Genomic DNA, 26,950 nt, shown 5'->3' with positions numbered 1-26,950 from the left:
GTTCATCCATTCAGCAGGCGCATGGACGAAGGAGAACGTCATGGCGGTCATTGAGCAGGTCCGCGAAGGAATGCACGTCGTGGCGCCTGATGGGAAGAAGATCGGCAAGGTTCAGGACCTGAAGATGGGTGATCCGGAGGCAGTGACCGCGGATGGCCAGACAGACCCTGAAACAGGGGGCATCGTGGGCGCCACGATCGATGACTTCGCGGCTTCCTCCAAACTGCCCCGCCACACTGCGGAGAGGCTGCTGAGGATTGGCTATGTGAAAGTCAGCAGGTCCGGTCTGTTCGCAGGCCATGCGTTCCTCGCCTCCGATGAGCTCGACCGGGTTGAGGGCGGCACACTTTGGCTCAAAGAGGACCTGCACACCGATCACTGAGGTGTACGCGCAGGCTGTTGGGAGCCAGCGGCGGAGAGCATGTTGTTGATCATGTCCTGCTGCTACTCGAAGTATTTCAGCAGGTCCGGAAAGTTATCCTCTTCCCGAGCCTGATCGAGTAGCGAGCGGAAGGCCCCAATAAAGCGAACGTCCAATCCCGACTCAATCCACTTTATCGATGCGGGGCGACCAGACTTTATCCAGGCGTCAATACCGCCACCCAGAGATGAGCCGCGAGATGAGTCCCGCGATGACGCCGAGCGCAAGGAAGAGGAACAAGATCGTCCGATCCACGAGCGTATGGGCGAGGCTGCCTGGACCACGCACGTCAGGCTAGCCCATATTCCTCCGGGGGAGGAGGCAAAGTGTTCAGGCATGCGCGGGCAGGAGCCGAGGTGAGCCGTAAGGGTCCGGACGTGCAGGAAGGGTGCCGCCCGTGTTGGCGTCGCACCCTTCCCGGTTTGAGGCGGATTACTCCTTGAAGGCGTCTTTGACCTTCTCGCCGGCCTGTTTCAGCTCTGCTTTGGTCTGGTCGCTTTTGCCTTCGGCTTTAAGGCCCGGATCGCCTTTGGCTTCATCGGCGACTTTCCTGCCTTTGCCTCCAAGCTTCTCGCAGGGCGGTGCTGCATGCGGGTTGTCTGGAGCCCGGTGCGGTTATGGGGCCTGTTCTCCCCTGGTGGGGAACTCGCGGAGCGTGGCTGCGACGGCTCTGATCGCGGCGGGGTCTTCCGTCCAGGGCCGGCCTGTCCGGGTGAATGCTTGGAAGTTGGTCACGGCGGAACGGGTTGCGGCTTCCGTGAGCTCAGCCCAGGCAGCGTCCAGGTCCGGCTGTTCCGGCAGTGGGTGCGGGGCCGCGTTGTCACCGGTCACGTGCGGTTTTACCGGGTTTGCCTTACTGGTCCGCCAATGTTGAACTCGACTGTAGAACCCCATGATGCCTGCTTTCTGATGAGTGCCCAAGTGCCGTTGCCCGATCGCCTTTTGGTTAGACGGGGCTCAAGTTCTTGCGCAGCCGGAAGCCTGTTTCTCCGCCGCGGCGCCGGAAGCGATCGATCAGCCGCAGGGAGGGCACGCTCCCGTCAGGCTGCGCCTGGTTCGGCGGACTAGTCTTTGATGGCGTCTTTGACTTTCTCGCCGGCCTGCTTGATGTCGGCTGCGGGCTGGTCGGTCTTGCCTTCGGCTTTCAGGTTCTCATCTCCGGTGGCTTCACCGGCGGCTTCCTTGCCTTTGCCGCCAAGTTTTTCGGCGGCGTTGCCGATTTTGTCATCCAAACCCATAGCGTTTTCTCCCTATAGTTGGCCCCGCCAGCGGGGCGGCTAACGTGCCAATTGTAGTCGGAAAATGCGATAGTACTAAGTAGGCTGAGTAAATGGGGTTCGAGGAGGTCTGATGGTGCCGCACACCAGTAGTGAAGCGGGGCTTTACGCCATCTCCGTGGCGGCGGAGCTAGTGGGAATGGGACAACAGAACCTGCGACTGTATGAGCGCTGGGGCCTGCTGGAACCGGTCAGGACGGTTCGCGGGACCCGTCGGTACAGCGAAATGGACCTGGCAACCCTGCGCCGGATCAGCACCCTCCTTCAGAACGGCCTGAACCTGGCCGGCATCCGCACAGTTCTGGAACTGGAGGCCGCCAACCGGCGCTTGGAACGCGAACTCGCCGAAGCCAAAGCCCGCCTCAATTCCTGACCTCGCCGGCCAGCAAACCGGTGGCGAGGGTGATCGCGGCGTAGACCACGAGCCACCAGTTGCCGAACAGCAACGCCTTGCCGAGGATGCTCACGGAGGTCACGGGAAAAGGTCCTTCCGCACCTGTTGGGCGGGCTGCCGTTATCCCGTCAGCATCCGCCGTGGTTGGATCCGGGCCATTCCCCAGTAGGGAGCACCCGGCCAGCGAGAAGGCCCAGAGGGCAGCCGTCGTCGTGGTGCGCCAAGCTGCCCAATCTGGGGTGGTCATTGGATCGGGCTTTCAGTCGCAGCAGTCGGGCCAGATTTGATCTCCGTCTTGAAGGCCGTTGCCGGGGGTCCATGTCTGCGGAACAGCGGAGGGAGTCCATCGCCCCGTAATGGGGTAACTCATTCGGCTCGACGCTTTGACTTCCGTGCCGGTGCGGGAGGGGCCGCCCAGGGCCCGGGGCGGTGCTATTCGTTTCATGTCAGGCTCCTGCGGTGAAAGGAGACGCAGCCGCCGACGTCGGAGGCAACTTCGTGGGCTGGTGCTTGATTCATGGCTCTTCCTGCTCCGCGTATATAGCCTGGTGCCTACTGCTCCAGCGGTTCGGTACGGCTGGTGTGCTGCTGGGTTAACCATCCCGCCGCTGGATCAAGACTTCCCATGGTTTTCCCTAGTTCAGGTGAAATTCTTGGGCAGGGAAAACATCCTGGAAACGGCGGGCGGAGCCTGATAACAGAGCCCACGAGCAAGTTGTCTGGTCTGTGACACCTGCTGCTCGGTAAAGGGGCGGACTAGTCTTCAGGCTTGAGAGTGGCAGCCGCGTCAAGGGCATCGTCCACGACGATGAGGTAGTTGTTGCGTCCTGCGGCGAGGGGGATGGAGTGGTCGCCGTATTTGTCGTAGGCGAGGTCGACGGCGTCGGCGGCGTTGGTGATGTTGAGTCGGCGCAGGAGGCGGGCGATGTCGAGGGTGTCTTTGTAGCGTTCGGCGGCGATTTTCATGGCCAGGAGCGTTTCGGTGTCTGCGGCAATTTGGGCGACGACGGCGTGGATAGTGTGTGGGTGGGCGTAGCTGGCGTCGATGTCGGCGGTGGGCGGTTGCCGATGCCTTGGAGGATGAGGGCGGCCCCGCGGACGAGTTTGACGTCGCCGTGGGCGCCGGCGGCTTGCAGGCGTCGGCCGAGTTCATGGAGGAGGGCCCGGATTTGTGCGGCGGTGAGTTCTCCGCCGGTTATGCGGTGGCCAGGCTACGTTCGCGGATGAAGACGTTCAAAGCGGCGAGTTCCGTTGGGGTTTCCGCGATGGTGAGTTTTTTCATGGGTTCCCGGATGGTGCGGTAGGACTCTGCCGCGATCCATGCCTTGTCGAGGGGCTTGATGCGTCGCGTCCATGGTGGTGCGGCTTGGCCGAGGCGGTGTGCGGTGTAGTTGGTGATTCCGGCGAGGGCCGCTAACCAGTGCGGGTCTTTGAGGCGGGGGCTGCGCTGGAGCAGCGGTCTGCCGGCGGTGAGGGATGCGGTGGCGTAGTCGGCGAGCATTTTGATCGCGAACTCAAAGTCCCGTTCGGCGATGAGGCGTGTGAAGGTTGCCGCATAGTCGCGTCGTGCCGGGTCGTGGTCGTTGCCGCGGGGGATGGGATCCGTGGCGGCCAGGGCCAGGCCGAGGGCGGCTAGGACGGCTAGGGTTTTGCCGAGTTCGGCGCGGTCGTGGCCGGCTTCCAGATCGATGAGGAACTTCCGTGACACTCCGGCCATGTCGGCAAGGGTTTGCTGGGTCAGCCCGCGGGCTGTGCGGCGGGCGCGGATGATGGCGCCGGCTGCTGCCGGGGTCTCGATGGTGCTTTCCAGTGTCATGTCATCCCTTCACTCGCCATTATGTCACCGAATGGTGACATAATGGCGTTCTTCGGGCGGATGTCCGGCGGCTAGCTGCCTTCATTAGTGCGGGGCACTAGAACATTGGACGCTTTCGACCGATCATGTGCCTCCTTGCCGAGCGGATATGAGATTGCCGAAGGAGTTCTGTCGCCATAGAGAGATTGGATGCCAGCCAGGTTTTGTGCGCATGAGCATGCCTGTGGGCGTACCCTCCGGCCAATGGATCAGGAGCCTCGGATATTTGTCAGCACAAGGAAGAAACCGCACCCCTTCCAGATGGGGTGTGGTTGGCGTTGCGGCGTGCGCGGAAGGGCCAATTTGGGGGTGTGGACAATGTCCACACTTCGGACCTCGGAGTGGGCCGAATATGGGTCGGATCGGGCCGGATTCCGCATGTTTCCGGGGGAGCCCAGTGTTTGCAAAGGCTGGAATGCAGTTCGAGTCCCACTTCGGACACGTTTTCCCACGTCAGAGGCGTTTTTGCTTCTGATGTGTGTACATTTACCCTCCGCGGACCCCTCTGGCACCGGCCGCGGGCTGTGCCTGGCGCCGCGCGCTTATGAATATTGTATGAGTCGGGTTCAGGGCTCTGGCTAGTGAGCCTTCCGCCTGCTGGGATGTGTCGTCATCCTGGCCTCCTTTCTGGGTTGTTCTGGTGGGCTTTGTACTAATTCATGTCGTGGCGTTGTGGTGTTGACATGACCTAGGCCGGGATTTTTTGAAGATTTTCGTACCTTTCGCTCTTTTTTGGGCCTAGGGGAGCGGTAACGCGTCTTGTTGTCCTGCCCAAAGGGTGTGGACTGGGCGTTCATACCTGCCGTGCCCCGTTCGGATTGTGCTCCGCGACCTCGCGCTGTCACCGCTCCATGCCATCCGCATGCGGTTAAGACATGACCCGGCACTCGCGCCTTCGGGTAGCGGCGGCCATCCCAAGCCAGCATCAGCACGAAGGGCCCAGTTCCGTTGGAACTGGGCCCTTCCCCTATTATGGTGCTCGATATCTCTTATGCAGTAACGCCGCTTGGTTCCCGAGTTGAAGTGAGGTCCTGGACGGCCTTCTGCATATGGCCCTTAATGGCCTGCTGAAGTCCGCGCCGGTCCCGCGCTTCAAGCAGATCCAGGAGTTTCTGGTGTTCCTGCACCAGCTCATCGATGCGGGGATATGCGACTTCCAGGCTGAGGATACACATTCTGGATTCCGCGGCGAGTGTCTCGTAAATCCGGATCAAGCGCGTGTTTCCGGTGCCTGAAACAAAGGCGGTATGGAACTGCATATCCAGCCTGGCGATCGCCTGCCAGTCCGAAACCGCAACCTGCTTTGCCATGTCCCGGATGATTCCCTTGAGCTCCCGACACGTATCCGTGACCTGCTCTTGACCGTAGTCGAGAAGAATGTGGGCAGCAGCCAGTTCCACTGCTTCCCGTACGGCGTAGATCTCTTTGATGTCTTCCGTTGAAAGCTCCAGCACGAACACGCCACGATTACGCTTGCTGACCAAGATTCCCTCCTGGCACAGGCGCTGCAGAGCTTCCCGGAGGGGACCCCTTGACGTCTTCAGCTGGCTTGCCAGCGCGGATTCGTTCACCTGCTGCCCAGGGCTGAAAGCCCCTTGGACGATGAGCTCCCGGAGTTGGTCAGCGATAAGCTGCGCCGTGGGCCGGCCCTCCAATACGAACATTCCCTCCGGTGCCGCCATTGACATCCCCTCATTTCATGCTTCAGCACGTTGAATCTATTAGACCGCTATAGCGGTGTACTTGTACTCCAGGAATTCTTCGATCCCGATCTTTCCGCCTTCGCGGCCCAGACCCGACTGCTTGACGCCTCCGAACGGTGCCGCAGGATTGGACACAAGGCCGGTGTTCAGTCCGACCATGCCTACTTCCAGTTCTGCGGAGAAGCGAAGGGCCTTGTCCATGTTCTCAGTAAACACGTAGCCAACGAGACCCCACTCGGTGTCGTTGGCGAGGCGGAGCACTTCGTCCTCACTGTCGAATGGCGTGATGGCTGCTACCGGACCGAAAATCTCGGTGTTCATCAATTCGGAGTCGACGGAGACGTCCGTCAGGACCGTGGGCGTGTAGAAGTATCCCGGACCCTCCGGACGGCTTCCTCCCGTCAGGATGCGCGCGCCCTTGGAAACCGCATCGGCGACCAGGCTTTCGACCTTGTCCAGACCCTTCTGCTCGATCAGCGGACCCACCTCGGTTCCCTCCAGGGCCCCGTTGCCTACCCGCAGTTCGGAGATCTTCTTAGCGAACTTGCCGCCGAATTCTTCTATGACCGAACGGTGCACGAAGAAACGGTTCGCCGCGGTGCAAGCCTCACCCATGTTCCGCATTTTGGCTTTCATAGCGCCGTCGACTGCCTTCTCAATGCCCGCGTCTGCCAGGACTATGAACGGGGCATTTCCACCCAGTTCCATCGAGGAACGCATAACATTGTCGGCCGCCTGGCGCAGCAGGATCTTGCCCACCTGGGTGGAGCCGGTGAAGCTGATCTTCCGGGCAATGCCACTGCTGGTCCAGGTTTCCACGACGGCGGAGGCACTGGAGGTGGTGACGACGTTCAGGACGCCGTCAGGAAGGCCAGCCTCCCTGAAGATCTGTACCAAAGCGAGGGAGGTCAGCGGTGCCAGCTCGGCAGGCTTGAAGACCATGGTGCAGCCCGCGGCGACGGCGGGTGCTATCTTCCGGGCACCCATGGCCAGCGGAAAGTTCCAGGGCGTGACCAGCACGCAGGGGCCGACCGGTTCCTTGGTGATCATGATGCGCGTATTGCCGTCAGTGGAGGTGGAGTGGTCTCCACCGATGCGGACGGCTTCTTCGGAGAACCAGCGAAGCATTTCGGCGCCGTAGGCCACTTCACCCTTTGCCTCGGCTAAGGGTTTGCCCATCTCCGCGGTCATGATTGCCGCCAGGCGATCGGTGTTTGCAATCACCAGCTCAAAGGCGCGGCGCAGAATGTCAGCCCGTTCGCGGGGTGTGGACTTGCCCCACGCTCCCTGGGCCCGGCCGGCAGCCTCGATCGCTGCGCGGGCTTCTTCGGGGCCGCCGTCCGCTACGTGGGCGATGATCCCGTGGGTGGCCGGATTTTCCACCGGGAAAGTGGCACCGCTGGCGGCCTTCTGCCAGACGCCATCGATGAACAGTTCCGTGTGAAGACCTGAGGGGTCGAATGAGGAGCTCATGTCACGCTTTCAAAAAAATGGTAGGAGAGATATTAGGAGGTGGCTGTCTTCAGCGCCTGGGTGAACCTGGTCAGGCCAGCGTGGATCTCGTCGCTGCTGACGTTAAGCGCCGGGATGATGCGGACGACGTTTCCGTGCGGACCGCAGGTGAGGAGGAGCAGTTCTTCCTTGATTGCTGCTTGCTGGACAGCCAAGGCTGTAGCGGCATCAGGCGTGCTGTCCGAAGACGTGAATTCGATGCCTTGCATGAGGCCGAGGCCCCGTACATTCCCGATTCCAGCAAATTCTGTCTTGAGCTGGTCAAGCCCTGTGCGCAGCTCATCGCCCCGAAGCAGGGCGTTCTCTACGAGGTTCTCGCGCTCAATGACGCCCAGAGTAGCGACTCCGGCTGCGGCCGCTACGGCGTTTCCACCGTAGGTGCCGCCCTGTGAACCCGGCCAGGCCTTGCCCATCAGCTCAGTAGAGGCGGCGATGGCCGAGATGGGGAAACCGCTGGCGAGTCCCTTCGCGGTGATAACGACGTCGGGGGTGATTCCTGCCCAGTCGTGCCCCCAGAACTTTCCGGTCCGTCCTACGCCGGCCTGGACCTCGTCGAGGATGAGGACGATGCCGTGCCGGTTAGCGCGTTCCCGCAATCCCTGCAGGAACGCAGGGGGAGTGGGAATGTAGCCGCCGTCGCCCAGGACCGGTTCGATGATGAAACCGGCCGTGTCTGCCGGGCTGCTAATGCTCAGGAGGAGGTGGTCCAGTTCCTTCAGGGCGAAGTTGACGGCGGTTTCCTCGTCCCAGCCGTACCGGTAGGAGTGCGGGAAGGGTGCGATGTGCACTCCACCCATGAGGGGAGAGAAGCCTGAACGGAACTTCGGGCCGGCTGTGGTGAGCGAAGCGGCACCCACTGTCCGGCCGTGGAAGCCACCGTGGAAGGAGATGATGTTGGGCCGCCCCGTGGCCATCCGGGCGAGGCGGACGGAGGCCTCCACTGCCTCGGAACCGGACGTAGCGTAGAAAACGCTGTCCAGCCCCGGGGGCAGGAATTCTCCCAGTTTTTCGGTGAGCTCAAGCAAGGGCTTGTGCATCACCGTTGTGTACTGGGCATGGACAATCTTGCCCACCTGCTCGCGGGCTGCCGCTACGACGTCGGGGTGGCAGTGACCTGTGCTGGTGACACCGATTCCAGTGGTGAAATCGAGGTACTTTTTGCCGTCGGTCGCGTGGATCCAGCTGCCGAGAGCATGGTCTACGACGACTGGAGTGGCCTGCTTGAGGAGGGGACTGAGAGTTGCCATGGGCTTCATACTTTCTGAGGAACTGTAGATTGTCCACAATAGCCTGTGTTGAGGGGATTAGGACTTTGGGTGCTCGTGTTAAATCGACTTGAACCGTTGAGGACGCGCAAAATCGAGGCCGTCGAAGGTGCGCTTGCCCAGGGCTTCGCATGCGGCGATTTCGCCGAAGCCGGTGGCCATTTTGAAGCCTTGGCCGGAGAAGCCGGTGGCGAAGTAGACTTTGCTCTCTTCGTTCACGTGGCCGATGAGAGGCTTCCCATCCGAGGTGAAGAGGTCCGGGAAGGCGTCTGACCGGACAATGTTGGGGAACAGTCCTGGGAAGAACTCGGTGACCGTCTCCGTGGTTTCCGAGATTTCCGCGGATGTTAGGTCGCGGGGGACCGAATCCGCACGCGGTGTTGGTGCTCCCCGGCCATCGAGGGTTGCCTTGACCGTGACGCCGTCGATGGTGGGAGCCCCATACATGGAGCGGTCCCCGGAGATTCGGATGAAGACGGGGAACTTCTCGGGTGAGAACTCCAATGCGTCCCGGGCGACGAACCAGGTCAGGAAGCACCGTTTGGTCTCCGTTGCCGCCTTCAGGTAGTCGGGCATAAGCCGCTGGGACCAGCCGCCGGAGGAAACGATGACGTTCTCGAAAGCCCAGGATTTGTCGCCGAAGGTGATGAGGACGCCGTCCGCGGTTTCGGTGATGCTGTCGATCGGGGTGTTGGTGTGGACTGTTGCGCCGTTGGCTTGGGCGGCCGCAACCGCCGCCGTGACTGCACGGTCGGTGCGCAGGGAGCCGGCGTGGGGGTCGTAGACGGCGATGTCGTCCGGGCGGAGGTTGTGCTGCGGGTAGCGTTCGGCCATGGCTTCGCGGCTGAGGATTTCGTGGTCCGCGCCGTTGGCCCTGGTGGTTTCCAGCAGGGCCGTGAGGTAGGGGCCGTCTTTGGTTCCGATGGAGAGTCCGCCGCAGCGGGCCAGGATGTTTTGGCCTGTTTCGGCTTCGAGTTCGGCCCAGAGCGTGCGGGAGCGTTCCAGGATGGGGTAGAGGTCTGGGATCCCGCGGTAGATCATGCGGAAGAGCCGGGTGTCACCGCCGACAGCGCTGCGGGCGTGGGCGGGTGCGTGGGCCTCGAATCCGGTGACGGAATCGGACAGGCGGGAGGCCTGCCAGAGTGCCATGCTGCCGATGCTGCCCAGGCCGATGACTGCGAGTTTTCCGTCCATCTCAGAGCACCTGGTCCAGGAAGGCCTGCGTCCGGGCTTCTTTGGGGTTGGAAAGAACCTCCCGGGCGTCGCCGCGTTCGACGATGTAGCCGTCGTCCATGAAGATCAGGGAGTTTGCTACTTCGCGGGCGAAGCCCATTTCGTGGGTGACGACCACCATGGTCATGCCCTTCTTGGCGAGTTCCTTCATGACGGCGAGGACTTCGCCGACTTTTTCGGGGTCCAGGGCGGAGGTGGGTTCGTCGAAAAGCATGATCTCGGGGTCCATGGCCAGGGACCGGGCGATCGCGACGCGCTGCTGCTGCCCGCCGGAGAGCTGGGCGGGGTAGTAGTCCCCGAACCCGGCCAGGCCGACACTGGCGAGCAGTTCGTGGGCACGCTTGGCTGACTGTTTCTTGTCCGCGCGCTTGACCAGGACCGGTCCGGACATGATGTTTTCGTGCGCGGTCATGTTGGGGAACAGGTTGAAGGACTGGAAGACCATGCCGACCCTGGTGCGCTGCTCAGCCAGTTTTTTGGGCGGCAGTGCATGGTAGGCGGTGTCGGTTTCGTAGTAGCCGAAGTCTTCGCCGTTGACTTTCAGGACTCCCGAGTCGACCGTCTCCAGGCCGTTGATGCAGCGCAGGACAGTGGATTTACCGGAGCCGCTGGGTCCGATGATGCAGCAGATCTCGCCGCTGGCGATGTCAAGGTTGATGTCTTTGAGGACTGTTTTGGGTCCGAAGGACTTTCGGATTCTGCGGGCGTGAATGGTGCCGTCGGTACTCATCGGGCGATACCTTCCGGGTCGGTCAGGACAACTTTTGTCTTCCGGGGAAGCCTTGAGGAAGAACGCGAGTATTTTTGCTCGAGCTTGGATTGCGGGTAGCTCAGCAGGAGGGTCATCACGAGGTACCAGAGGCTGGCGACGATCAGCAGTGGGATGGTCTCGTAGGTGCGGGCGTAGATGAGCTGGGCGCTTTGGAGCAGTTCGGCGACGCCGAGCACGCTGACGAGGGAGGTCTCCTTGAACATGCCGATGAACTGGTTTCCGGTCGCGGGGATGATCGAGGGCATCGCCTGGGGGATGATGACCTTGCGCATCTTCATCGCCCCGCTCATGCCCAGCGAATCTGCCGCCTCGATCTGGCCTTTGCCGACCGCGGAGAACCCGCCCCGGATAATCTCTGCCATGTAGGCGGCCTCGTTGAGTGTCAGGCCAATGAGGGCAGCCGTGATGGGCCCCATCAGGGCGTTCATGTCGATTGCGGTGCTGATGTCGGTGAACGGGATTCCGATGGACAGGTTCGGGTAGAGGGCGGAGATGTTGAACCAGAAGATCAGCTGCACCAGGACCGGGGTGCCCCGGAACAAGGTGATGTAGAGCCCCGCCGCGATGGAGACCGGCTTCACGTGAGAGGAGCGCATGATCGCCAGGCCCAGCCCCAGCAGCGTTCCCAGAGCCATGCTCGCCAGCGTGAGGAAGATCGTCAGCATCAGGCCACGGAGGATGGACTCATGGGTGAAGTACCTGGCAACCACACCCCACTTGAAGTTCGGGTTGGTCAGGACGGAGATGAGGATCCCGATGCCGGCGAGAATGCTGAGGACCCATCCCGCGTACTCGGAGGGAGTCCGAAGCCGAAGCCGTGGCTTGAGGGCTGCATCAATGCTACCCATCGTTGTTCTACTTTCTTTGTTAGTAGCTGTGACCATAGTGGCGCCCCGCTAGTTCAGCTTGGCGTCGGTGATGGCCCCGGAGTCCAGACCCCAGGTCTCGAGGGACTCCTTGTACTCCGGGGTCTCAAGGACGGACTGGAGCGCTTTCTGGAAGGCCGGAGTCAGCGGCGAGCCCTTCTTCAGGCCGACGGCGGTCAGGTCGCTTGAGCCGACGTCGACCCGGCCGAGGATGGTGAAGGAGCCCGGCTGCTGTTTCTCTGCCCACCCGAGCGAGGTCGTGTCGTAGAGGATGCCGTCGATCCGCTTGGAGTGCAGCTGGGTCAGGGCGTCCTGGATGTTGGGCAGCGTCACGGCGTTGATCGCCGGCTGTCCCTTGGAGGTGCAGGTCTGCTCGTTAAGGGCCGGGAGGCGCTTGAGCTGGCCGGTCGAGCCCTGGGTGACGGCGATGTTCTTCCCGCACAGGGTCTCGACGGTGAGGTTCATCGGGTTCCCGGCGGCCGCGGCCACGGAGTTGCCGGCCCTGAAGTAGTCGATCATGTCCAGGACGTTGAGCCGCTCTTCGGTCTTGGACATGGTCGTGGCGGTGAAGTCGAACCGGCCACCGTCGAGGCCGGGGACGATCGTGTCGAACTTCGTGTCCACGAACTTCAGCCTCAGGTCAAGCTTCTTCGCAATGAGCCGAGCGACGTCCGGGTTGAGCCCGATCGGGGTCTGGTTGTCCTCCGCGAGGAAAGTCGTCGGCGGGTAGTGCAGGTCCATCGCGACCGTGAGCTCGCCCTTGTCCTTGAAGGACTGCGGCAGCAACGCCACGGCAGCCGCGTCAGGCTGGATGCCTTCTGAGATGTCGGTGGTGTTGTTGGTCTTTGCCTCAGATCCCGAAGTGCTGGTGGCCGCGCCGCCACAGGCACTCAGGGTCAACAGAACAGCAAGGCCTGCGGCCGCCGTCTGGACTTTGTTGATGGTCTTCATGGTGCTTCCCTTCGAATGGTTTCAGCCTGTTTGCGTTGGCTGAAACGTGGCAAGATTTATGAGGAACTTCCGCTGGGCATCCCCGGAGCCTGACTGCGAAGATCAGTCCCCGGTGATATCTGAGGACGTCGGTGTGATCCGGATCTCTCCTTTTCTAAATGCAATGCAACCCCCTCAAGTGCAGATTGTCAACAATTGACAGCAACTATTTTCTCCGTCCAGGTACACATGCTGCTGTTGGGAATGGTTCGCAAATTGCCTGCGATCAACTGTTGACAATCGACAATTTGCGGGCATACAGTCGGTGATAACGGGAACCCCGGTCCCATGCTGGACGCAGGAACTTCCTGGCGCCGGGCACGCATCCTGACACAACACAAGGGCCACGAAGAGGCCCAACCAAATCCTTAGAAGAAACGGACGAATCATGGCAGAAACGAACTTGCGGCCGAAGTACATCTCTTTTGATGTCTACGGCACGCTGATCAACTTCGACATTGATCCCACCACGCGTCGCCTGCTTGATGGCCGCGTCTCTGAAGGGCAGTGGCCGACCTTCAAGAAGCAGTTCCGCGGGTACCGGTTCGACGAGGTCCTTGGCGACTACAAGCCTTACGAGCAGATCCTTCAGGATTCCTTTGACCGCGTGTGCAAGCGGTGGGGCATTGGGCCGACCGAGGGTGCCGGCGCGCAGTTTGCTGAGGCTGTACGCGGCTGGGTTGCCCACGAGGACGTCCCGGCTCCGCTGAAGCTCATGGGCGATAACTACCAGCTGGTGGCTCTGTCCAACGCGGACACCAGCTTCCTGGACATCAGCATTCCGAAGCTCGGCGCAGACTTCCACGCCGTCTACACCGCTGAGCAGGCCCAGGCCTACAAGCCGCGCTACCAGGCGTTTGAGTACATGCTGGACACGCTGAACGCCAAGCCGGAGGACTTCCTGCACGTCTCCTCGCACACACGGTACGACATGCATCCGATGCACGACATGGGCTTCCGGAACCTCTGGATGCTGGACCGTGGCTATGACCCCATTACCGAGGGCTACGACTACAACACCGTTAAGTCCCTGGACGAGATCAACAAGCACCTCGGTCTCTAAACCGATCCCGAGGCGAAAGGTCAAACCGTGAAACTCATTCCTTACTGGCTGGACACGGCCGAAGCTTCCGCAGACTACCGGCAGAATCCGGTACCGGAAAATGTCGATGTGGCAATCATCGGCGCCGGATTTACCGGGCTGTCCGCGGCCCTGGAATTTGCCAAGCAAGGCGCGAGCGTTGCAGTTTTCGAACGCCACACCGTGGGGTGGGGCGCGTCCGGCCGTAACGGGGGAATGGCGACGACCGGGTTGGCCATCAGCTTCAGCACCGCGGTCAAGCGGTACGGGGCCAACCGTGCCGTGGAGATGTTCCGCGAATACAACGACGCCATCGACACCATCGAAAAGCTCGTGCATGACAATGGCATCGACTGCGACTACAAGCGGTTCGGAAAGCTTTCGCTGGCCTTCCACAAGTCCCACTATGAGGGGTTCCTGAAGTCGCAGGAGAAGCTGGCCACCCTGGCCGACCACCATGTCACCGTGATCCCGAAGTCCGAGATCCACAGCGAAATCGGCACGGACTTCTACCAGGGAGCGATGGTTGACCCTCTCGGGGCTGGTCTGCACGTGGGAAAGTTTGTGCATGGCCTGGCCGGGGTGGCTGCTGCCGCCGGAGCGGATATCTGCGAGAACGCGGCAGTGACCGAGCTGAAGAAGGTTTCCGGCACCGTGCACGACGTGCACACCACCCGGGGCATCACCCGGGCCAAGCAGGTCCTGGTTGCCACCAGCGGTTACACCGGCAATATCACGCCGTGGCTGCAGCGCAGGGTCATTCCGGTGGGCAGCTTCATCATTGTCACTGACCCGCTGCCCGAAGACGTGGTCAACCGGATCCTGCCCAACCGGCGCCAGGCGTCCGACAGCAAGATGCTGACCTACTACTTCCGGATCACGCCGGACAACAGGCTCCTCTTCGGCGGCCGGGCCCGTTTTGCGCTGTCCAGCCCGGACTCGGACGTTAAGAGCGCCGAGATCCTGCGCAAGGCCATGCTCGAACTCTTCCCCTACCTCTCCAACGCCAAGGTGGACTACATCTGGGGCGGCCTGGTGGACCTCTCCATGGACCAGATGGTCCACGCCGGCGTCCACGACGGACTCTTCTACTCCCTCTGCTACAGCGGACACGGCGTGCAGATGGCCGCGCACATGGGCAAGAGGATGGCCCACTACATGGCCGGAGACAAGTCAGCGAACGTCTGGGGAGACCTGAAAAACCCGCCCGTCCCGGGCCACTTCGGTCCGCCCTGGTTCCTGCCCTTCATCGGCGCAGCGGCCAAAATCATCGACCGGGTCAAATAGGCAGGATAAGGGTTCATATGCTTTCATCAACGACCGCGGCTCAGGCGCGCCCGAAAACAGCTGTGGAAACGGGTTATGGCCGGGCAAACGTGGCCAACCTTCCCGGCGGTGCCTTTTTTGAAGGTCAGTGGCAAACCACTGACATGACCCTGGAAATACGGGATCCTGAAGATGGCATCCTGCTTGGCCGGGTCTGCACCTCAACCCCGCAGGACGTGCGGCGCGCGATCGCGCACATTCATCGCCACCTCCAGAGTGACAAATGGCCGCTCCGTTCGCGTCGCGTGGCGCTGGAGAATGCTGTACAGCTTCTGGGCGAACAGTCTGAGCGGTTCTCGAAGATCATTGCCGCGGAAAGCAGCAAGACGATCGTCGAGGCCGAGCGTGAGGTGCGGCGTTGCATGGAAACCCTGAGGCTTTCTGCCGCTGCTTCGTCCGAGCTCACGGGGGAGACGCTGGGCTTTGATGACAGCATGGCCGGTGGAAACACGATCGGCTGGTACAGCCGTAAGCCGGTAGGGATCGTCGCGGCGATCACACCGTTCAATGATCCGCTGAACCTCGTGGCGCACAAGCTGGGTCCGGCCATCATCGGAGGCAACGGCGTCGTGCTTAAGCCTTCCGGCCGCACCCCGCTGTCCGGGCTGGCACTGGTCCAACTGCTGATCGAAGCGGGTGTTCCGTCGGGACGTATTGCCGCTATCGTGTCCGGGCCGGGCGTTTCCGAAGCACTGGTGACGGATCCGCAGGTGGATCTGATCTCCTTCACCGGCGGTCCCCAGACCGCGGACCGCATTGCCGCCGCCGCAGGCGCCAAGAAGATCATCTCCGAACTCGGCGGCAACAACGCCACGATTGTCTGCCCGGACGCTGACGCCGTCCAGGCAGCCAAGGCGATTGTGGCCGGAGCGTTCGGTGTTGCGGGCCAGAACTGCCTGTCCGTGCAGCGCGTGTACGTACACATCTCGCTCTTCGAGCAGGTCCTCGAACATGTCACCGCGGGCACCAAGGCACTCAGGACCGGGTCGAAGCTCGACCGGACCACCGACGTCGGGCCTCTTATTTCGGAGGAAGAGGCCCGGCGGGTCGAGGAATGGGTGGAGGAGGCGAAAGCTGCCGGCGCCACCGTACACGCCGGAGGCAAACGCCGTAACGCCTACTACGAACCCACGGTCCTGACCGATGTGGCCTCGGAATGCCGGGTGATCCGGGAGGAAGTGTTCGGGCCGGTAGTCAGCATCCTGCCGTTCATTGAAGCCCAGGACGCCATTTTTGCGGCGAACAGCTCCGATTACGGTCTTCAGGCAGGTGTCTTCACACAATCCATCGACCTTGCCTTGGCCATCGCCGACCGGTTGCACGTAGGCGCCGTTGTCATCAATGAAACCAGCGACGTGCGGATCGATTCCATGCCATTTGGTGGTTTCAAGAAATCCGGTGTCGGCAGGGAAGGCGTCAAGCACGCCGTCCGTGAGATGACCGAACCCAAGAGCACCATCATCAAACTGGTGGAGCCAGCTACCCGGTGGCACCAGCTGACGGGCACCATAGAAGGGAGTGCATCATGAGCACCCACAAAATCGCGGTCATCGCAGGTGACGGGATCGGGAAGGAAGTAGTCCCGGCAGCGATCGAATGCCTTGAGCGGATTGGGCTGATCCATTCCCTGAACCTGGAGTTCACCTATTTCGACTGGGGATCCGACTACTATGGCCGCCACGGACGGATGATGCCAGTTGACGGCCTTGAGCAGCTCGCCAAGCACGACGCCATCTTCCTGGGCGCCGTCGGCTCACCGGAAGTTCCGGACACGGAATCGCTTTGGGGGTTGCTGATCCCTATCCGCCGGGAGTTTCAGCAGTACATTAACCTCCGGCCCGTCAAGACGCTCGGCGGCGTGACCTCGCCCCTTGCGGCCGGGCACCCGGTCGATCTGCTCATCGTCCGGGAAAACAATGAAGGGGAGTATTCCGAAATCGGCGGCCGGATGTACCGTGGCCTGCCCGAGGAAAGTGCCATGCAAACCACGGTCTTTACCCGTTTGGGCGTCCTGCGGGCAGCCCACTATGCGGCGCGACTGGCCGCGACGAGGCGCGGGCGGCTCACCTCGGCCACCAAGAGCAACGGCATCGTACACACCATGCCATTCTGGGACGAGGTCGTTGCCGAGACGGTGCGGGAATATCCGGGCGTCACCCTGACGAGCGAACTGGTGGATGCGCTCGCCGCGCACCTTGTCCTGAAGCCCTGGACCTTGGACGTTATTGTCGCCTCCAACCTGTTCGGCGACATCCTCTCGGACCTCGGCAGTGCTGTGACAGGCTCCATCGGCCTGGCTCCCAGCGCAAACCTGAACCCGGAGGGCGACTACCCGTCCCTCTTCGAGCCCGTTCACGGCTCAGCGCCGGACATCGCCGGAAAGGGCCTGGCAAACCCGGTAGGGCAGATCTGGTCTGGCGCGATGATGCTGGAGCACCTCGGACACCCCGAGGCTGCTGAGCACCTCCAGTTGGCCTTCGAGTCGGCCCTCCGGGAGGGCCTCGGCACCCGCGACGTCGGTGGCACTTCATCGACGTCCGAATTCACTGCCGCAGTCCTGGCCGCGATCGACGTCATCGACGAGATTGGCGCAAGCAGGGGAAGCAGGCCGGCGGCAGCACCGGCGTCGTCATGACTGTCCCGGAACGCAAGCGGCCCGTCGTCGCAGTCCTCTACCGGGAGGCTTTGCCGCCCCGGCTGGAAGAGATCGAACAGCTGGCCGAAGTACGCCTGGCCAAAGCCGATGGACTGGCTGAGGCCATGGACGGCGCGGACGTTCTGTACCAGTGGCATTCGTTTTCCCCTGCCTTGAAGGAGAACTGGGATGCAGCCTCGTCGCTGCAGTGGGTTCATGTCTCGGCGGCGGGCGTGAGCCAGTTGCTTTTCGATGAGCTGATCCGCAGCAACATCATCTACACGAACTCCCGCGGGGTGCTCAGCCGTGCCATTGCCGAGTTTGCACTTGGCTTTGTCCTGGACATGGCCAAGGACGCCCACGGGTCGTTCCGGCTGCAGCAGCAACAGCGCTGGCAACACCGGGTGACCCGGAAGATCCAGGGCCAACGGGCACTCGTGGTGGGTACAGGTTCCATCGGACGGGAGACCGCGCGTTTGTTCCGAGCCGTGGGTATGGAGGTGAGCGGGGCCGGGCGCACAGGTCGATCGCGTGACGACGACTTTGATGTGGTCTATTCCTCCGCCGATCTGGCCAAAGTGGTGCAGGACTTCGACTATGTTGTGCTCGCGGCTCCATTGACGGCAGCTACGAAGGGCATGGTGAACGCGGACGTCCTTTCGGCGATGAAGCCGACAGCGCGCCTGATCAATGTGGGGCGGGGGGAACTCGTACAGACAGATGCGCTGGCCGAAGCGTTGGCCTCCGGCTCCATCGCCGGCGCTGCCCTTGATGTTGTGCACCCGGAGCCACTGCCTGAAGGGCACGCGCTCTGGAAGATGGAGAACGTGATAATCACTCCTCACATGAGCGGCGACACCGAAGACTATCTTGACGATCTGGGCAAGTTGTTCGTCGACAACCTCCGTCTGTTCATCGAGGGCCAGTCACTTCAAAACGTCGTGGACAAGTCCCTCGGATTCGTCTCAGTTTCCTGATTTTCCATCTTTAGAGGACCCCGTTATGCCCATGTCAACGAAGACAACTACGATCAGTCACTTCATCAACGGCGTTGAAACCATGGGTGAGGGCAACAGCACCCTGCCCGTTCTCAATCCGGCAACGGGCCAGGTGACCGGTGAATTGCGCCTGGCAAACGAAGCAGACCTAAACGCCGCAGTCGCTGCTGCCAAAAAGGCGGCCGAGTCTTGGGGCGACATTTCTCTGGCCAAGCGAACCGCTGTGCTCTTCAAGTTCCGTGAACTCGTTGCTTCCCACGTGGATCAGCTCGCGGAGCTGATCACGGCCGAGCACGGCAAGGTCCTCTCCGACGCGAAGGGCGAGATCGGCCGCGGCCTGGAGGTCATCGAGTTCGCCTGCGGCATCCCGACCCTGCTCAAGGGCGACTACTCGGACCAGGTCTCCACCGGCATCGATGTCTTCTCGTTCCGCGAACCCCTGGGTGTGGTGGCCGGCATTACGCCGTTCAACTTCCCCGTCATGGTGCCGCTGTGGATGGCGCCGATGGCCATCGCCACCGGCAACGCCTTCATCCTCAAGCCCTCGCACCGGGTTCCCTCGGCCGCCATGTTGCTGGCGAGGCTGTGGAAGGAAGCAGGACTGCCGGACGGTGTCTTCCAGGTCCTCCATGGCGACCGCGAGGTTGTGTCCGGCCTGCTCACGCACCCCGATGTGGACGGCATTTCCTTTGTGGGATCCACGCCGGTGGCCTGCCACATCACCGAAGTCGCTACCAAACACGGCAAGCGCGTCCAGGCGTTGGGCGGGGCGAAGAATCACGCCATCGTGATGCCCGACGCGGATCTGGACAACGCCGCCGATCACCTGGCCGCAGCCGCGTTCGGCTCCGCCGGACAGCGCTGCATGGCCATTTCGGTTGCCGTCGCGGTCGGCGACGCCGCAGACCTTTTGGTCAAGAAGGTCGAAGAGCGAGCCTTAGTTGTCAGGGTGAGGAACGGCACCGAGCCCGACGCCGATATGGGCCCGGTGATTAGCCCCGAATCCCGCGAATTCATCGTCAAGACCGTCACCGAAGCGGAACGGGCAGGCGCTGCCCTGGTGGTGGACGGCCGCGACCTCGTGGTCCCGGGCCACGAGGACGGCTTCTGGGTTGGCCCTACTGTGATCGACCACGTCAAGGCCGAAATGACCGCTTACACCGAAGAGATATTCGGGCCTGTCCTGGTTGTCGTCCGGGTCGATGACCTAGATGCCGGCATCAAGTTGATCAACTCCAACCCGTACGGCAACGGAACAGCGATTTTCACTTCCTCCGGCGCAGCAGCCCGCAAGTTCCAGCGTTCCGTGGACGTCGGCATGATCGGCATCAACGTCCCACTGCCAGTGCCGGTGGCCTACCACTCATTCGGCGGCTGGAAGGCTTCCTTGTTCGGCGATAAGCACATCTACGGACCTGACGGCGTGTCCTTCTACACCCGAGGCAAGGTGGTGACCTCCCGCTGGCCGGAGGCGAACCATGCCTCGGGGGCCTCTTACAACTTCCCGTCGAGCTAACGGCCAAGATCAAGGCAGAACGACCGCGACGCTCCCCGATTGGACTACGGTTTCCGACGAAATCCCGCCTGCTCCACAAGCTCGGTCAGCCATGGGCGATGGCCCTGATGGAAGACCATTCCGTCAGGCAGACCCTTGACTGTAGGCGTGGAATTGACGATGTCGATTGTTATTCGGCCACCGGCCATTGGCGCATTGCTGATGTGAAGATCGCCGTAGGACTCCGGCAGCACCGGATCCATCCAGAATCCGCCGCGCGAAACATGGGTGTCATACCTCATCATGCTGGCCACCAACTGGATCGGTGTGGTGGCTGCCCAGGCCTGAGGGGAGCAGGCGGTCGGATAGGGCACGGGTGCCGGAAGCTGCCGACGGTCAAAACCGCAGAACAGTTCCGGCAGCCGTCCATCGGAGAACTCTGCCGCTTCCAGGAGAGCGGTAGCGATCCGTTGCGCCTCGTCGACAAACCCGTATCGCATGAGTCCTGCTGCGATGACCGCATTGTCATGCGGCCAAACCGAGCCGTTGTGGTAGCTGGCCGGGTTGTAGGCTCCCATGTCACTGGCCAGCGTCCTGACTCCCCAGCCGCTGAACATTTCCGGCGACATCAGCCGCTCTGCCACCAGCGGGGCTTTGTCCTCATCAATCAAGCCGACCCACAAACAATGCCCCATATTGGAGGCACATGAGTCAACCTGACGCTTCTTACCGTCGAGGGCGACGGCGTAGTAGCCGCGATCAGGCATCCAGAATTGTTCGTTGAACTGTTCTTTCAACCGTGCCGCTCGATCGGCCAGTTCTGTGCCTAAAGCCTGGTCACCGGCGTCGTACGCCATCCACGCGCGGGCCATGTAAGCGTCGTAAACATAGGCTTGAACCTCGCACAAGGCAATGGGAGGTTCAGCCAGACGGCCGTTGGCGAAGTTGATGCCGTCCCAGGAGTCCTTCCAGCCCTGATTGATCAGGCCCCGTGGGTTGAGGCGCTCGTATTCCACGAAGCCGTCACCATCTTTGTCGCCGTAGTCGCTGATCCACTCCAAGGCACGGTCGGCATGGGGGAGCAGCCTGGCGATGGTGTCCTTGGCGAAGCCCCAGCGGCTCACGGACCCCAGGACAATGACAAACAATGGAGTGGCGTCAACGCTGCCGTAATAGATGGATTTTCCGCCAAGTGCGAGTTCGCTGGAAACATCGAGACGGACCTCGTGCAGAATTTTTCCGGGCTCCTCCTCGCTCAAGGGATCCACTACCCGGCCTTGGCGGTCGGCCAGGGTCTGCAGCGTGCCCAAGGCCAGTGATGGATCCACCGGCATGGCCATCTCCGATGCCCATAGTGAGTCACGGCCGAACAATGTCATGAACCACGGGGCTCCGGCCGCAACGACAACGCGATCAGGATGTACGGGGTCCTCGATGCGCAGGGCGCCCAAATCGTCGTAGCTTCTGCGAAGAGTTCGTTCAACGGACTTGTTGCCGATCTGGACAACGGGAATCTTTGCTACCCATTCCTGTCGACGCCGGTCCCGGGGCGACAAGTCATCACCGTCCGTGTGGACGAACGACGGCGGGGCAGAACTTTCGGCCTCGTTGCTCGGAACGGCGGTGAGAACCGTACTCCACTGGCTGTGTGGCGCGATCGATGCGCGATATTTGAGGGTGCCTTCCGTGGCGTCGGCTCCAGGCGCCTGGACCAGGATGCCCTTTCGGACGTCATGCCAGACCGCCCGGATGGTTAGCGAATCTCCCGCCGCATGGAGCGTCTGGTCCCAGCGCCGCCGGATCCTGGCTTCCTTCACTTCAAAGAGGTCGGCGAAGTCCGCTTCAAGGATCACGGCAATGTCACATCGGACCGGCTCCGGCGAATAGTTGCGAATGGTGATCTGTTCCTGGATGCCGGCACCGACTTCCCGGAGCCGCTCCACGATAACCGGGCTGTCGGCATACCCGTCCGTGCGAGGAACGCGCCCCACAAAGAGTGCCCGGTAGGGTTCCTTGGTTTGCGCTGTCAGCGGCTCGAGCGCCTGCCCATTAATGGTCAGATTCCAGCGGGAGAGGATTCGAGTGTCCTGGAAGAATGCCCCGTGCGGATGCTCAGGGTGAATGTCTCCATTCGGCAGCGAAATGCAGAAATTGGATCCCTCGACCAGCGTCACCGTTCCGGCCCCAAGAGGACCGGCCGCCGTGTCCGCGTTCCACCCAGCCAATTCAGTCTCCCTTGACCCATTGGTCCGAAACGTCGTTGACAGGGTTCAGCATTGTCGCAGGTCTCGGATTCCATCTTTATTTTCGAAGCTACGCCGCCCGCGTGAAAGGCGCCAGAGTAAAGGGCGCCATCGACGCAGGGCGCCGGGCCAAGCGCTCAACGAGTCTTTCGGGAGGATCGACAAATGCAATTACCGGGATGCGGGATCTCGTGACGTCATCCAAACGCTGCCAGTTGCAGATGGACGGACAAGAGGATGACACCCAGGCAAGGACCCCGGAGCATGCCGTTGGTCCCCAGGACCTCTCAGGAGGCGTAGGCATCGTCAGTGATGAGTAACTCGTAGTCGTCTTCGATGTGGAACAGACGGCGATCACCGAGACCGTCAATCACCCAGATCATTTGGCCATCATCTGTTCGTTCATCGATGGTGCCTTTGTGGCACCGCGCGCCGTGACGGTGAAGGGTGACGATGTCACCGCGCTGGAGTGAGGTCCACATGGATACTTGCTTGGCTGCACGACCACTCTGTCGCATTTTTTGCCTTTCTTATCGCACGGGGCCATGAGATGGCCTTGTGGGGGCGAAGAGGTAAAAACTCTGCTTCCACCCTATCGTCGATTGTTGACAATTGCTAGACTGCCTTTGTGCCGTTTCAACGGGACCGGCATTCACAGCAGGGCTTAAGCCCGAGAAGGAGAAACCATGGTCAAGGCGACTGTCATGAGTAATGCAACTACCGAGAACCCGGGTGAACACATCCTGAAGGAGACCTCCACTACGCCCGGACAAACTGAGGTATCACTGCGCCTTTGGGCCAGGGAGGGATTGAAGACGGGTATCTGGGAGGTAACCCCGGGGACTTTCAAGAGCACCAGGCCCGGCTATGACGAGATCTGCCAGATTCTTAGTGGAACGGCGACCCTCACTGAGGCAGACGGAAGTAGCTTTGAAGTCGGTCCGGGCTCCTTGTTCGTGACGCCCGCTGGGTGGGAGGGTACCTGGCTAATCCACGACACGCTTCGCAAGATGTGGGTGGTGGCGGACCTTCCTGCCGCTGCCAGCTGACACGGGACAACCCCTGACGCTCTTGCTGGAGGAATGTCATGAAGAAAAGACACGTGGCTGCGCCGCCCACTCCGGACCTGGCCGAAAGCTCGCGCACTGGTCACCATTGCCCGAAATCCGGGTGGTGGCTATCCCTTGAACACCCTGGCGACGCAAGGTTCATCACCAAAGGTGACGTGATGCCTGCCTCTGGCGGCGGACCGGCGCTCTGGATAATGAAGGCGACGGCGGACATGCAGTACCCCGGACCGGCAACAGCGTTGCAAGCCAGCTCCTTGGCTTAGCGGCCCGCGATCCTGTCGACCTTCGGTGGCACGCTCCTGGGCCGGCCGACAGTCAGAGCTGGAATTGGCATCTTCGCTGTGGCCCCTGGTTGCCGCAGCGAAGATGCCGATCAACTTCGTCGCATCGGTGCTGGCGTCCGGCCGGCCGTAGGTTTCGGCAGGTCTCCTGCGTCCAGCACGGTCCACAGACCCTCTGCCCGGCAGGGGATCGAGGCCTCAACCAGCGCCTGGCTGTGTTGGTGCCGGGGCGCCGCGAAGAAGTCCTTGGTTTCCGCAACCTCGATCACGCGCCCCTCCAGCAGGACGGCAACACGGTCGCACATGTACCGCACCACATCCATATCGTGCGAGATGACGATCAGGGACAGGTTGCGTTCACGCTGCAGCCGCAGCAGCAGGTTCAGAATGGTTCGCTGGGTGAGGGCGTCGAGTGCCGAGGTGGCTTCGTCGCAGATCAGGACCTGGGGTTCGAGCAGCAGGGCGCGGGCGATGGTGGCGCGCTGCAGCTGGCCGCCGGAGCACTGGCCCGGTCGCTTGTCCAGCAAGGCTGCATCCAGCTCCACCTCCTCCATCACAGCGGCGATCCGCTCGTCGCGCTGTTCCGGTGGAAGGGCATGGTGTGAGCGCAGCGGGGCCTGCAGGCTGGCGCGGAGGGTCATCCGCGGGTCAAAGGCGCCATGCGGTTCCTGGAACACCAGCTGGACCGCGGTGTCCTGACGCGGACCAGCGGCGTCCAGGTGCCGGGTGACGGATCCTGTGCTGGCTGTTTCCAGGCCCACGATGGCTTTGGCCAGGGTGCTCTTGCCGGATCCAGATTGGCCCAGGACACCCAGGATCTCCCCGAGCTTAAGGGTCAGCGAGACGTCCTGCAGCGCGGCATGGCCCAGTTTCCGCCGTGATCCGAAGTGTTTGCCCACGCCATCCAGCACCAGGATTTCGCGTTCCGTGGAGGGCGGACGCCGGCGGGACTCCGGCGCCAGTCGCGCGGCGGCCAGCAGCTCCCGGGCGTAGGTCGTCTTGGGCCGGGTCAGGAGCTCGGTGGCCGGACCGGACTCCACGATACTGCCGGAGGTCATAACCAGGACCCGGTCCGCGAAGGCGGCAACGGAAACGATATTGTGGGTGATGTAGAGAATGCCCAGGCCGCGTTCGCGGCGTTCCCGGTCCAGCAGTTGCAGGATCTGGCGTTCCAGCATTTTGTCCAGCGCCGACGTCGGCTCGTCTGCCAGCAGCATCCCGGGCTGCCCGGCCAGCGCCAGGGCTGTCATGGCGCGCTGTGCCATGCCGCCGGAGAGCTGGTGCGGATAAGCCCGGATCCCCCTGGCGGGATCGGCAAAGCCCACTTCCTCGAGTAGGTTCAGCGCTTTGCTGCGCGCCTTTGAGCCCCGAAGGCCGGCATGGAGGCGCAGCGGCTCCTTGAGGTGCTGCCCAATGGTCCGGTTCGGGTTAAACATGCGTTTGGGCTGCTGGAACAGCATCCCCAGCCGGCCCCCGCGCACGGAGTTGAGCTCGTTTTCGGACGCGCGGGTCAGGTCCAGGTCCCCGAGCCGGATGGAACCACCGGTGATGCCCAGGCTGGGCGGCAGCAGCCGGAGGCAGGACATCGCGGTCAGCGTCTTGCCGGAACCGGAGCTGCCCACCAGCGCAACGAACTCACCAGGATCCACGGACAGGGAGACACCTGCGACCAGGGGCTTGCCGCAACCGCCGCCGTCGGGTTCCTTGTGGCTCACCTCCAGGCCGTCCAGGACCAGGCCGTTATTCACAGAGCTCATTTTTCCGCCGCCTGCGGCATCAGCAGCGGCGCCGCTGCCATGTGGGCTGCCCGCTGGCCGATAAGGGTCACGCAGAGGGCAACCGTGAAAATGACCAGGCCCGGGGCGAGGATTCCCAGCGGGGCGCGGTCCGCGAAGGGTTGTGCAGCTGCCAGCATCGAACCCCAGTCCGATTGCGGCGGTTGGACGCCGAGGCCCAGGTAGGAGAGGGCGCCCACACTGATGAGCAGGTGCCCGAACCGCAGCGTCGCCTGACCCAGGATCGGGGCCGCGAGGTGGGGCAGGATGTGCCGGAAAATAATGAACGACGGCGGGCAGCCCACCACACGGGCTGCGTCCACGAAGCCCCGGGCCGAGACGTCGTATGCCAGGGTGCGCGCCAGCCTGGCAAAGGGCGTCCACCCGGTGACCGTGAGCGCGAGCAGCAGCGGCCCGAAGCCTGTGCCCAGTGCCGCCACGATGAACAGCGCCACCACCATTTCCGGCAGCGCGAGCAGGACGTCGTTGGTGCGGGTCAGGAATTCGTCCACCCAGCCGCGGCGCCGCGCGCTGAGGATGCCGATGGCCACGCCCAGAAGACAGGTCAACAGCGTGGCCAGCGCGGCCACGGACATGGAGAATTGGCCACCTTCGAGGATCCGGCTCAGGGTGTCCCGGCCCAGGTTGTCCGTGCCCAGCCAGTGTGCGGGCGAGGGCGGGGCCAGGCGCTCTGCCAGGTTCTGCACCGCAGGCGGGTAGGGCGAGATCCACGGGGCCAGAAGCACTGCCAGCACAATAAGGGCAAGCACGGCCGCGGCCAGGGTGGTGACAGTCAGGCGGCTACGCAAGGGATCCTCTTACCGTGGGGGTGAGGAAGCGGTGGACGAAGTCCGCCAGGGTGGTCACGCCGACGGCGAGTGCCACCACTACCACCACTCCACCCTGGGCCAGCGGGATATCGCTGTTTACTACGGCGTCGAAAAGCAGCCTGCCCATGCCGGGCACGGCGAAGATGACCTCCACAATGACCGATCCGCCCAGCAGGCCCGCGAACCATACGGCGAACAGGGTGGACAGCGGCACCAGTCCGTTCGGCACCACGTGGCGGAGTACGGCCTGGCCCTGGCTCAGCCCCCTGGCGCGGGCTGCCGTCACGTGCTCCGCGGCTGCGGCGTCGATGATGCCGGCCCGTACGGCCGAGGTGAAGAAGCTGATGGGCCGCAGGGCAAGGGTCAGAGCGGGCAGTACGGCAGATGACATGTCGTTCCAGCCTGCGGTGGGCAGCACGGACAGCTTCAGGGCAAAGACCAGCACCAAGACGGGAGCAACCCAGTATTCCGGCATGGCGATAAGGGCCTGGGTGACGGCGGTGATGGCCTTGTCCGCGGTGCTTCCCGGCCGCAGTCCGGCGATGATTCCCAGGGGGAGCGATACCGCCGCGGCCAGGACCAGCGCCATCGTGACCAAGCTGAGCGTGACGGAGAGCGCCGGGAGCACCTGCTCCGCCACCGGTGTGCGGCTCACGAAGGACAGTCCCATATCGCCGCTAAAGAAGTCCCCGAGCCAACGGAAGTACTGGACGGCCAGGGGGTCGTTCAGGCCAAGGCTGTCGCTGAGCCCCTGCACCGCGGACTCATCCACGGCGTCTCCTGCCACTCGCGACCGGATGATTTTCCGCACCGGATCCCCTGGCGTGAAGTACGGGATCAGGAAGACCGCGAAAGAGGACACCACAACGGCGGCCACCAGGGTGGCCGTTCGTTTGGTGATGAACTGCAGCATATGTGGCGGGTTTCG

24 protein-coding genes and 1 pseudogene are annotated in these 26,950 nt (G+C 62.4%); 9 read left to right on the top strand and 16 right to left on the bottom strand.

What is annotated here, in order from left to right; translation table 11 throughout:
• The first annotated feature begins 40 nt into the window (after positions 1-40).
• Positions 41-382 carry a hypothetical protein gene (locus ACX80V_RS03640; RefSeq protein WP_485841989.1) on the top strand — a complete coding sequence of 114 codons (342 nt, stop codon included), beginning with the start codon at positions 41-43 and terminating at the stop codon, positions 380-382.
• Between the two features lie 471 nt (positions 383-853).
• Here ACX80V_RS03640 and ACX80V_RS03635 read toward each other — a convergent pair.
• The 3 genes and pseudogenes from ACX80V_RS03635 to ACX80V_RS03625 all read right to left on the bottom strand — a co-directional run.
• Positions 854-994, bottom strand: a pseudogene (locus tag ACX80V_RS03635) (CsbD family protein); the annotation flags it as partial.
• A 42-nt stretch (positions 995-1,036) separates the two neighbouring features.
• Complete coding sequence (locus tag ACX80V_RS03630) at positions 1,037-1,252, bottom strand: hypothetical protein (protein ID WP_485841988.1); 216 nt, start codon at positions 1,250-1,252, stop codon at positions 1,037-1,039.
• Positions 1,253-1,485: 233 nt separating this feature from the next.
• Positions 1,486-1,659 carry a CsbD family protein gene (locus ACX80V_RS03625; protein WP_485841987.1) on the bottom strand — a complete coding sequence of 58 codons (174 nt, stop codon included), beginning with the start codon at positions 1,657-1,659 and terminating at the stop codon, positions 1,486-1,488.
• Positions 1,660-1,771: 112 nt separating this feature from the next.
• Here ACX80V_RS03625 and ACX80V_RS03620 point away from each other — a divergent pair, with 112 nt between their 5' ends.
• Positions 1,772-2,071 (top strand): MerR family transcriptional regulator, encoded by a 300-nt coding sequence (locus tag ACX80V_RS03620; RefSeq protein ID WP_485841986.1) that lies wholly within the window; start codon positions 1,772-1,774, stop codon positions 2,069-2,071.
• 777 nt (positions 2,072-2,848) lie between these two features.
• On the opposite strand, the gene ACX80V_RS03615 is transcribed toward ACX80V_RS03620, so the two are convergent.
• The 9 genes from ACX80V_RS03615 to ACX80V_RS03575 form a co-directional block, all read right to left on the bottom strand.
• Positions 2,849-3,058: a hypothetical protein gene (locus ACX80V_RS03615; RefSeq protein ID WP_485841985.1), complete on the bottom strand. Its 210-nt coding sequence runs from the start codon at positions 3,056-3,058 to the stop codon at positions 2,849-2,851.
• A gap of 229 nt (positions 3,059-3,287) precedes the next feature.
• Positions 3,288-3,908 carry a helix-turn-helix domain-containing protein gene (locus ACX80V_RS03610; RefSeq protein ID WP_485841984.1) on the bottom strand — a complete coding sequence of 207 codons (621 nt, stop codon included), beginning with the start codon at positions 3,906-3,908 and terminating at the stop codon, positions 3,288-3,290.
• A 1,028-nt stretch (positions 3,909-4,936) separates the two neighbouring features.
• Entirely contained in the window at positions 4,937-5,611 is a 675-nt protein-coding gene (locus ACX80V_RS03605; protein ID WP_485842058.1) for a GntR family transcriptional regulator, read from the bottom strand.
• Between the two features lie 57 nt (positions 5,612-5,668).
• A complete protein-coding gene (locus ACX80V_RS03600) occupies positions 5,669-7,123 on the bottom strand; it encodes an NAD-dependent succinate-semialdehyde dehydrogenase (RefSeq protein WP_485841983.1) in 1,455 nt (484 codons plus the stop codon).
• A gap of 32 nt (positions 7,124-7,155) precedes the next feature.
• Positions 7,156-8,409: an aspartate aminotransferase family protein gene (locus ACX80V_RS03595; RefSeq protein WP_485841982.1), complete on the bottom strand. Its 1,254-nt coding sequence runs from the start codon at positions 8,407-8,409 to the stop codon at positions 7,156-7,158.
• Positions 8,410-8,487: 78 nt separating this feature from the next.
• On the bottom strand, positions 8,488-9,621 hold the full coding sequence (locus ACX80V_RS03590; RefSeq protein ID WP_485841981.1) for an FAD-dependent oxidoreductase: 1,134 nt from the start codon (positions 9,619-9,621) through the stop codon (positions 8,488-8,490).
• Between the two features lies 1 nt (position 9,622).
• A complete protein-coding gene (locus ACX80V_RS03585; protein WP_485841980.1) occupies positions 9,623-10,390 on the bottom strand; it encodes an amino acid ABC transporter ATP-binding protein in 768 nt (255 codons plus the stop codon).
• A complete protein-coding gene (locus ACX80V_RS03580; protein WP_485841979.1) occupies positions 10,387-11,280 on the bottom strand; it encodes an amino acid ABC transporter permease in 894 nt (297 codons plus the stop codon). Before ACX80V_RS03580 ends, ACX80V_RS03585 begins: the two co-directional genes overlap by 4 nt.
• Positions 11,281-11,328: 48 nt before the next feature.
• Positions 11,329-12,249, bottom strand: a complete 921-nt coding sequence (locus ACX80V_RS03575) for an ABC transporter substrate-binding protein (protein ID WP_485841978.1) — start codon at positions 12,247-12,249, stop codon at positions 11,329-11,331.
• A 427-nt stretch (positions 12,250-12,676) separates the two neighbouring features.
• Here ACX80V_RS03575 and ACX80V_RS03570 point away from each other — a divergent pair, with 427 nt between their 5' ends.
• From ACX80V_RS03570 to ACX80V_RS03545, 6 genes are all read left to right on the top strand, one after another.
• Positions 12,677-13,351 carry a haloacid dehalogenase type II gene (locus ACX80V_RS03570; RefSeq protein ID WP_485841977.1) on the top strand — a complete coding sequence of 225 codons (675 nt, stop codon included), beginning with the start codon at positions 12,677-12,679 and terminating at the stop codon, positions 13,349-13,351.
• Between the two features lie 27 nt (positions 13,352-13,378).
• Entirely contained in the window at positions 13,379-14,656 is a 1,278-nt protein-coding gene (locus ACX80V_RS03565) for an NAD(P)/FAD-dependent oxidoreductase (protein WP_485841976.1), read from the top strand.
• A gap of 143 nt (positions 14,657-14,799) precedes the next feature.
• Positions 14,800-16,224, top strand: coding sequence for an aldehyde dehydrogenase family protein (locus ACX80V_RS03560; protein WP_485841975.1), 1,425 nt, complete (start codon positions 14,800-14,802; stop codon positions 16,222-16,224).
• The gene (locus ACX80V_RS03555) at positions 16,221-17,330 is read left to right on the top strand and encodes a tartrate dehydrogenase (RefSeq protein WP_485841974.1); all 1,110 of its coding nucleotides are present in this window, start codon (positions 16,221-16,223) and stop codon (positions 17,328-17,330) included. The genes ACX80V_RS03560 and ACX80V_RS03555 overlap by 4 nt, the downstream gene beginning before the upstream one ends.
• Complete coding sequence (locus ACX80V_RS03550) at positions 17,327-18,307, top strand: D-2-hydroxyacid dehydrogenase (protein WP_485841973.1); 981 nt, start codon at positions 17,327-17,329, stop codon at positions 18,305-18,307. The genes ACX80V_RS03555 and ACX80V_RS03550 overlap by 4 nt, the downstream gene beginning before the upstream one ends.
• Positions 18,308-18,338: 31 nt before the next feature.
• Positions 18,339-19,844, top strand: a complete 1,506-nt coding sequence (locus ACX80V_RS03545; RefSeq protein WP_485841972.1) for a CoA-acylating methylmalonate-semialdehyde dehydrogenase — start codon at positions 18,339-18,341, stop codon at positions 19,842-19,844.
• Between the two features lie 44 nt (positions 19,845-19,888).
• Here the strand turns inward: ACX80V_RS03545 and ACX80V_RS03540 are convergent, their stop codons facing one another.
• Positions 19,889-22,048: an amylo-alpha-1,6-glucosidase gene (locus ACX80V_RS03540; protein WP_485841971.1), complete on the bottom strand. Its 2,160-nt coding sequence runs from the start codon at positions 22,046-22,048 to the stop codon at positions 19,889-19,891.
• 722 nt (positions 22,049-22,770) lie between these two features.
• Here ACX80V_RS03540 and ACX80V_RS03535 point away from each other — a divergent pair.
• The gene (locus ACX80V_RS03535; protein ID WP_485841970.1) at positions 22,771-23,115 is read left to right on the top strand and encodes a cupin domain-containing protein; all 345 of its coding nucleotides are present in this window, start codon (positions 22,771-22,773) and stop codon (positions 23,113-23,115) included.
• 394 nt (positions 23,116-23,509) lie between these two features.
• Here ACX80V_RS03535 and ACX80V_RS03530 read toward each other — a convergent pair whose 3' ends face one another.
• Genes ACX80V_RS03530 through ACX80V_RS03520 form a run of 3 tightly spaced genes read right to left on the bottom strand, consistent with a single transcriptional unit; the run spans position 23,510 to position 26,935 of the window.
• On the bottom strand, positions 23,510-25,174 hold the full coding sequence (locus tag ACX80V_RS03530) for an ATP-binding cassette domain-containing protein (RefSeq protein WP_485841969.1): 1,665 nt from the start codon (positions 25,172-25,174) through the stop codon (positions 23,510-23,512).
• Complete coding sequence (locus ACX80V_RS03525; RefSeq protein WP_485841968.1) at positions 25,171-26,001, bottom strand: ABC transporter permease; 831 nt, start codon at positions 25,999-26,001, stop codon at positions 25,171-25,173. Before ACX80V_RS03525 ends, ACX80V_RS03530 begins: the two co-directional genes overlap by 4 nt.
• Positions 25,994-26,935: an ABC transporter permease gene (locus ACX80V_RS03520; protein ID WP_485841967.1), complete on the bottom strand. Its 942-nt coding sequence runs from the start codon at positions 26,933-26,935 to the stop codon at positions 25,994-25,996. The genes ACX80V_RS03525 and ACX80V_RS03520 overlap by 8 nt, the downstream gene beginning before the upstream one ends.
• Between the last annotated feature and the right edge of the window lie 15 nt (positions 26,936-26,950).

The sequence above is a fragment of the Pseudarthrobacter arbutini genome (assembly GCF_054510915.1).
Note: the sequence above shows the minus strand (reverse complement) of the source record. Positions and strands in the feature narration are given on the sequence as shown.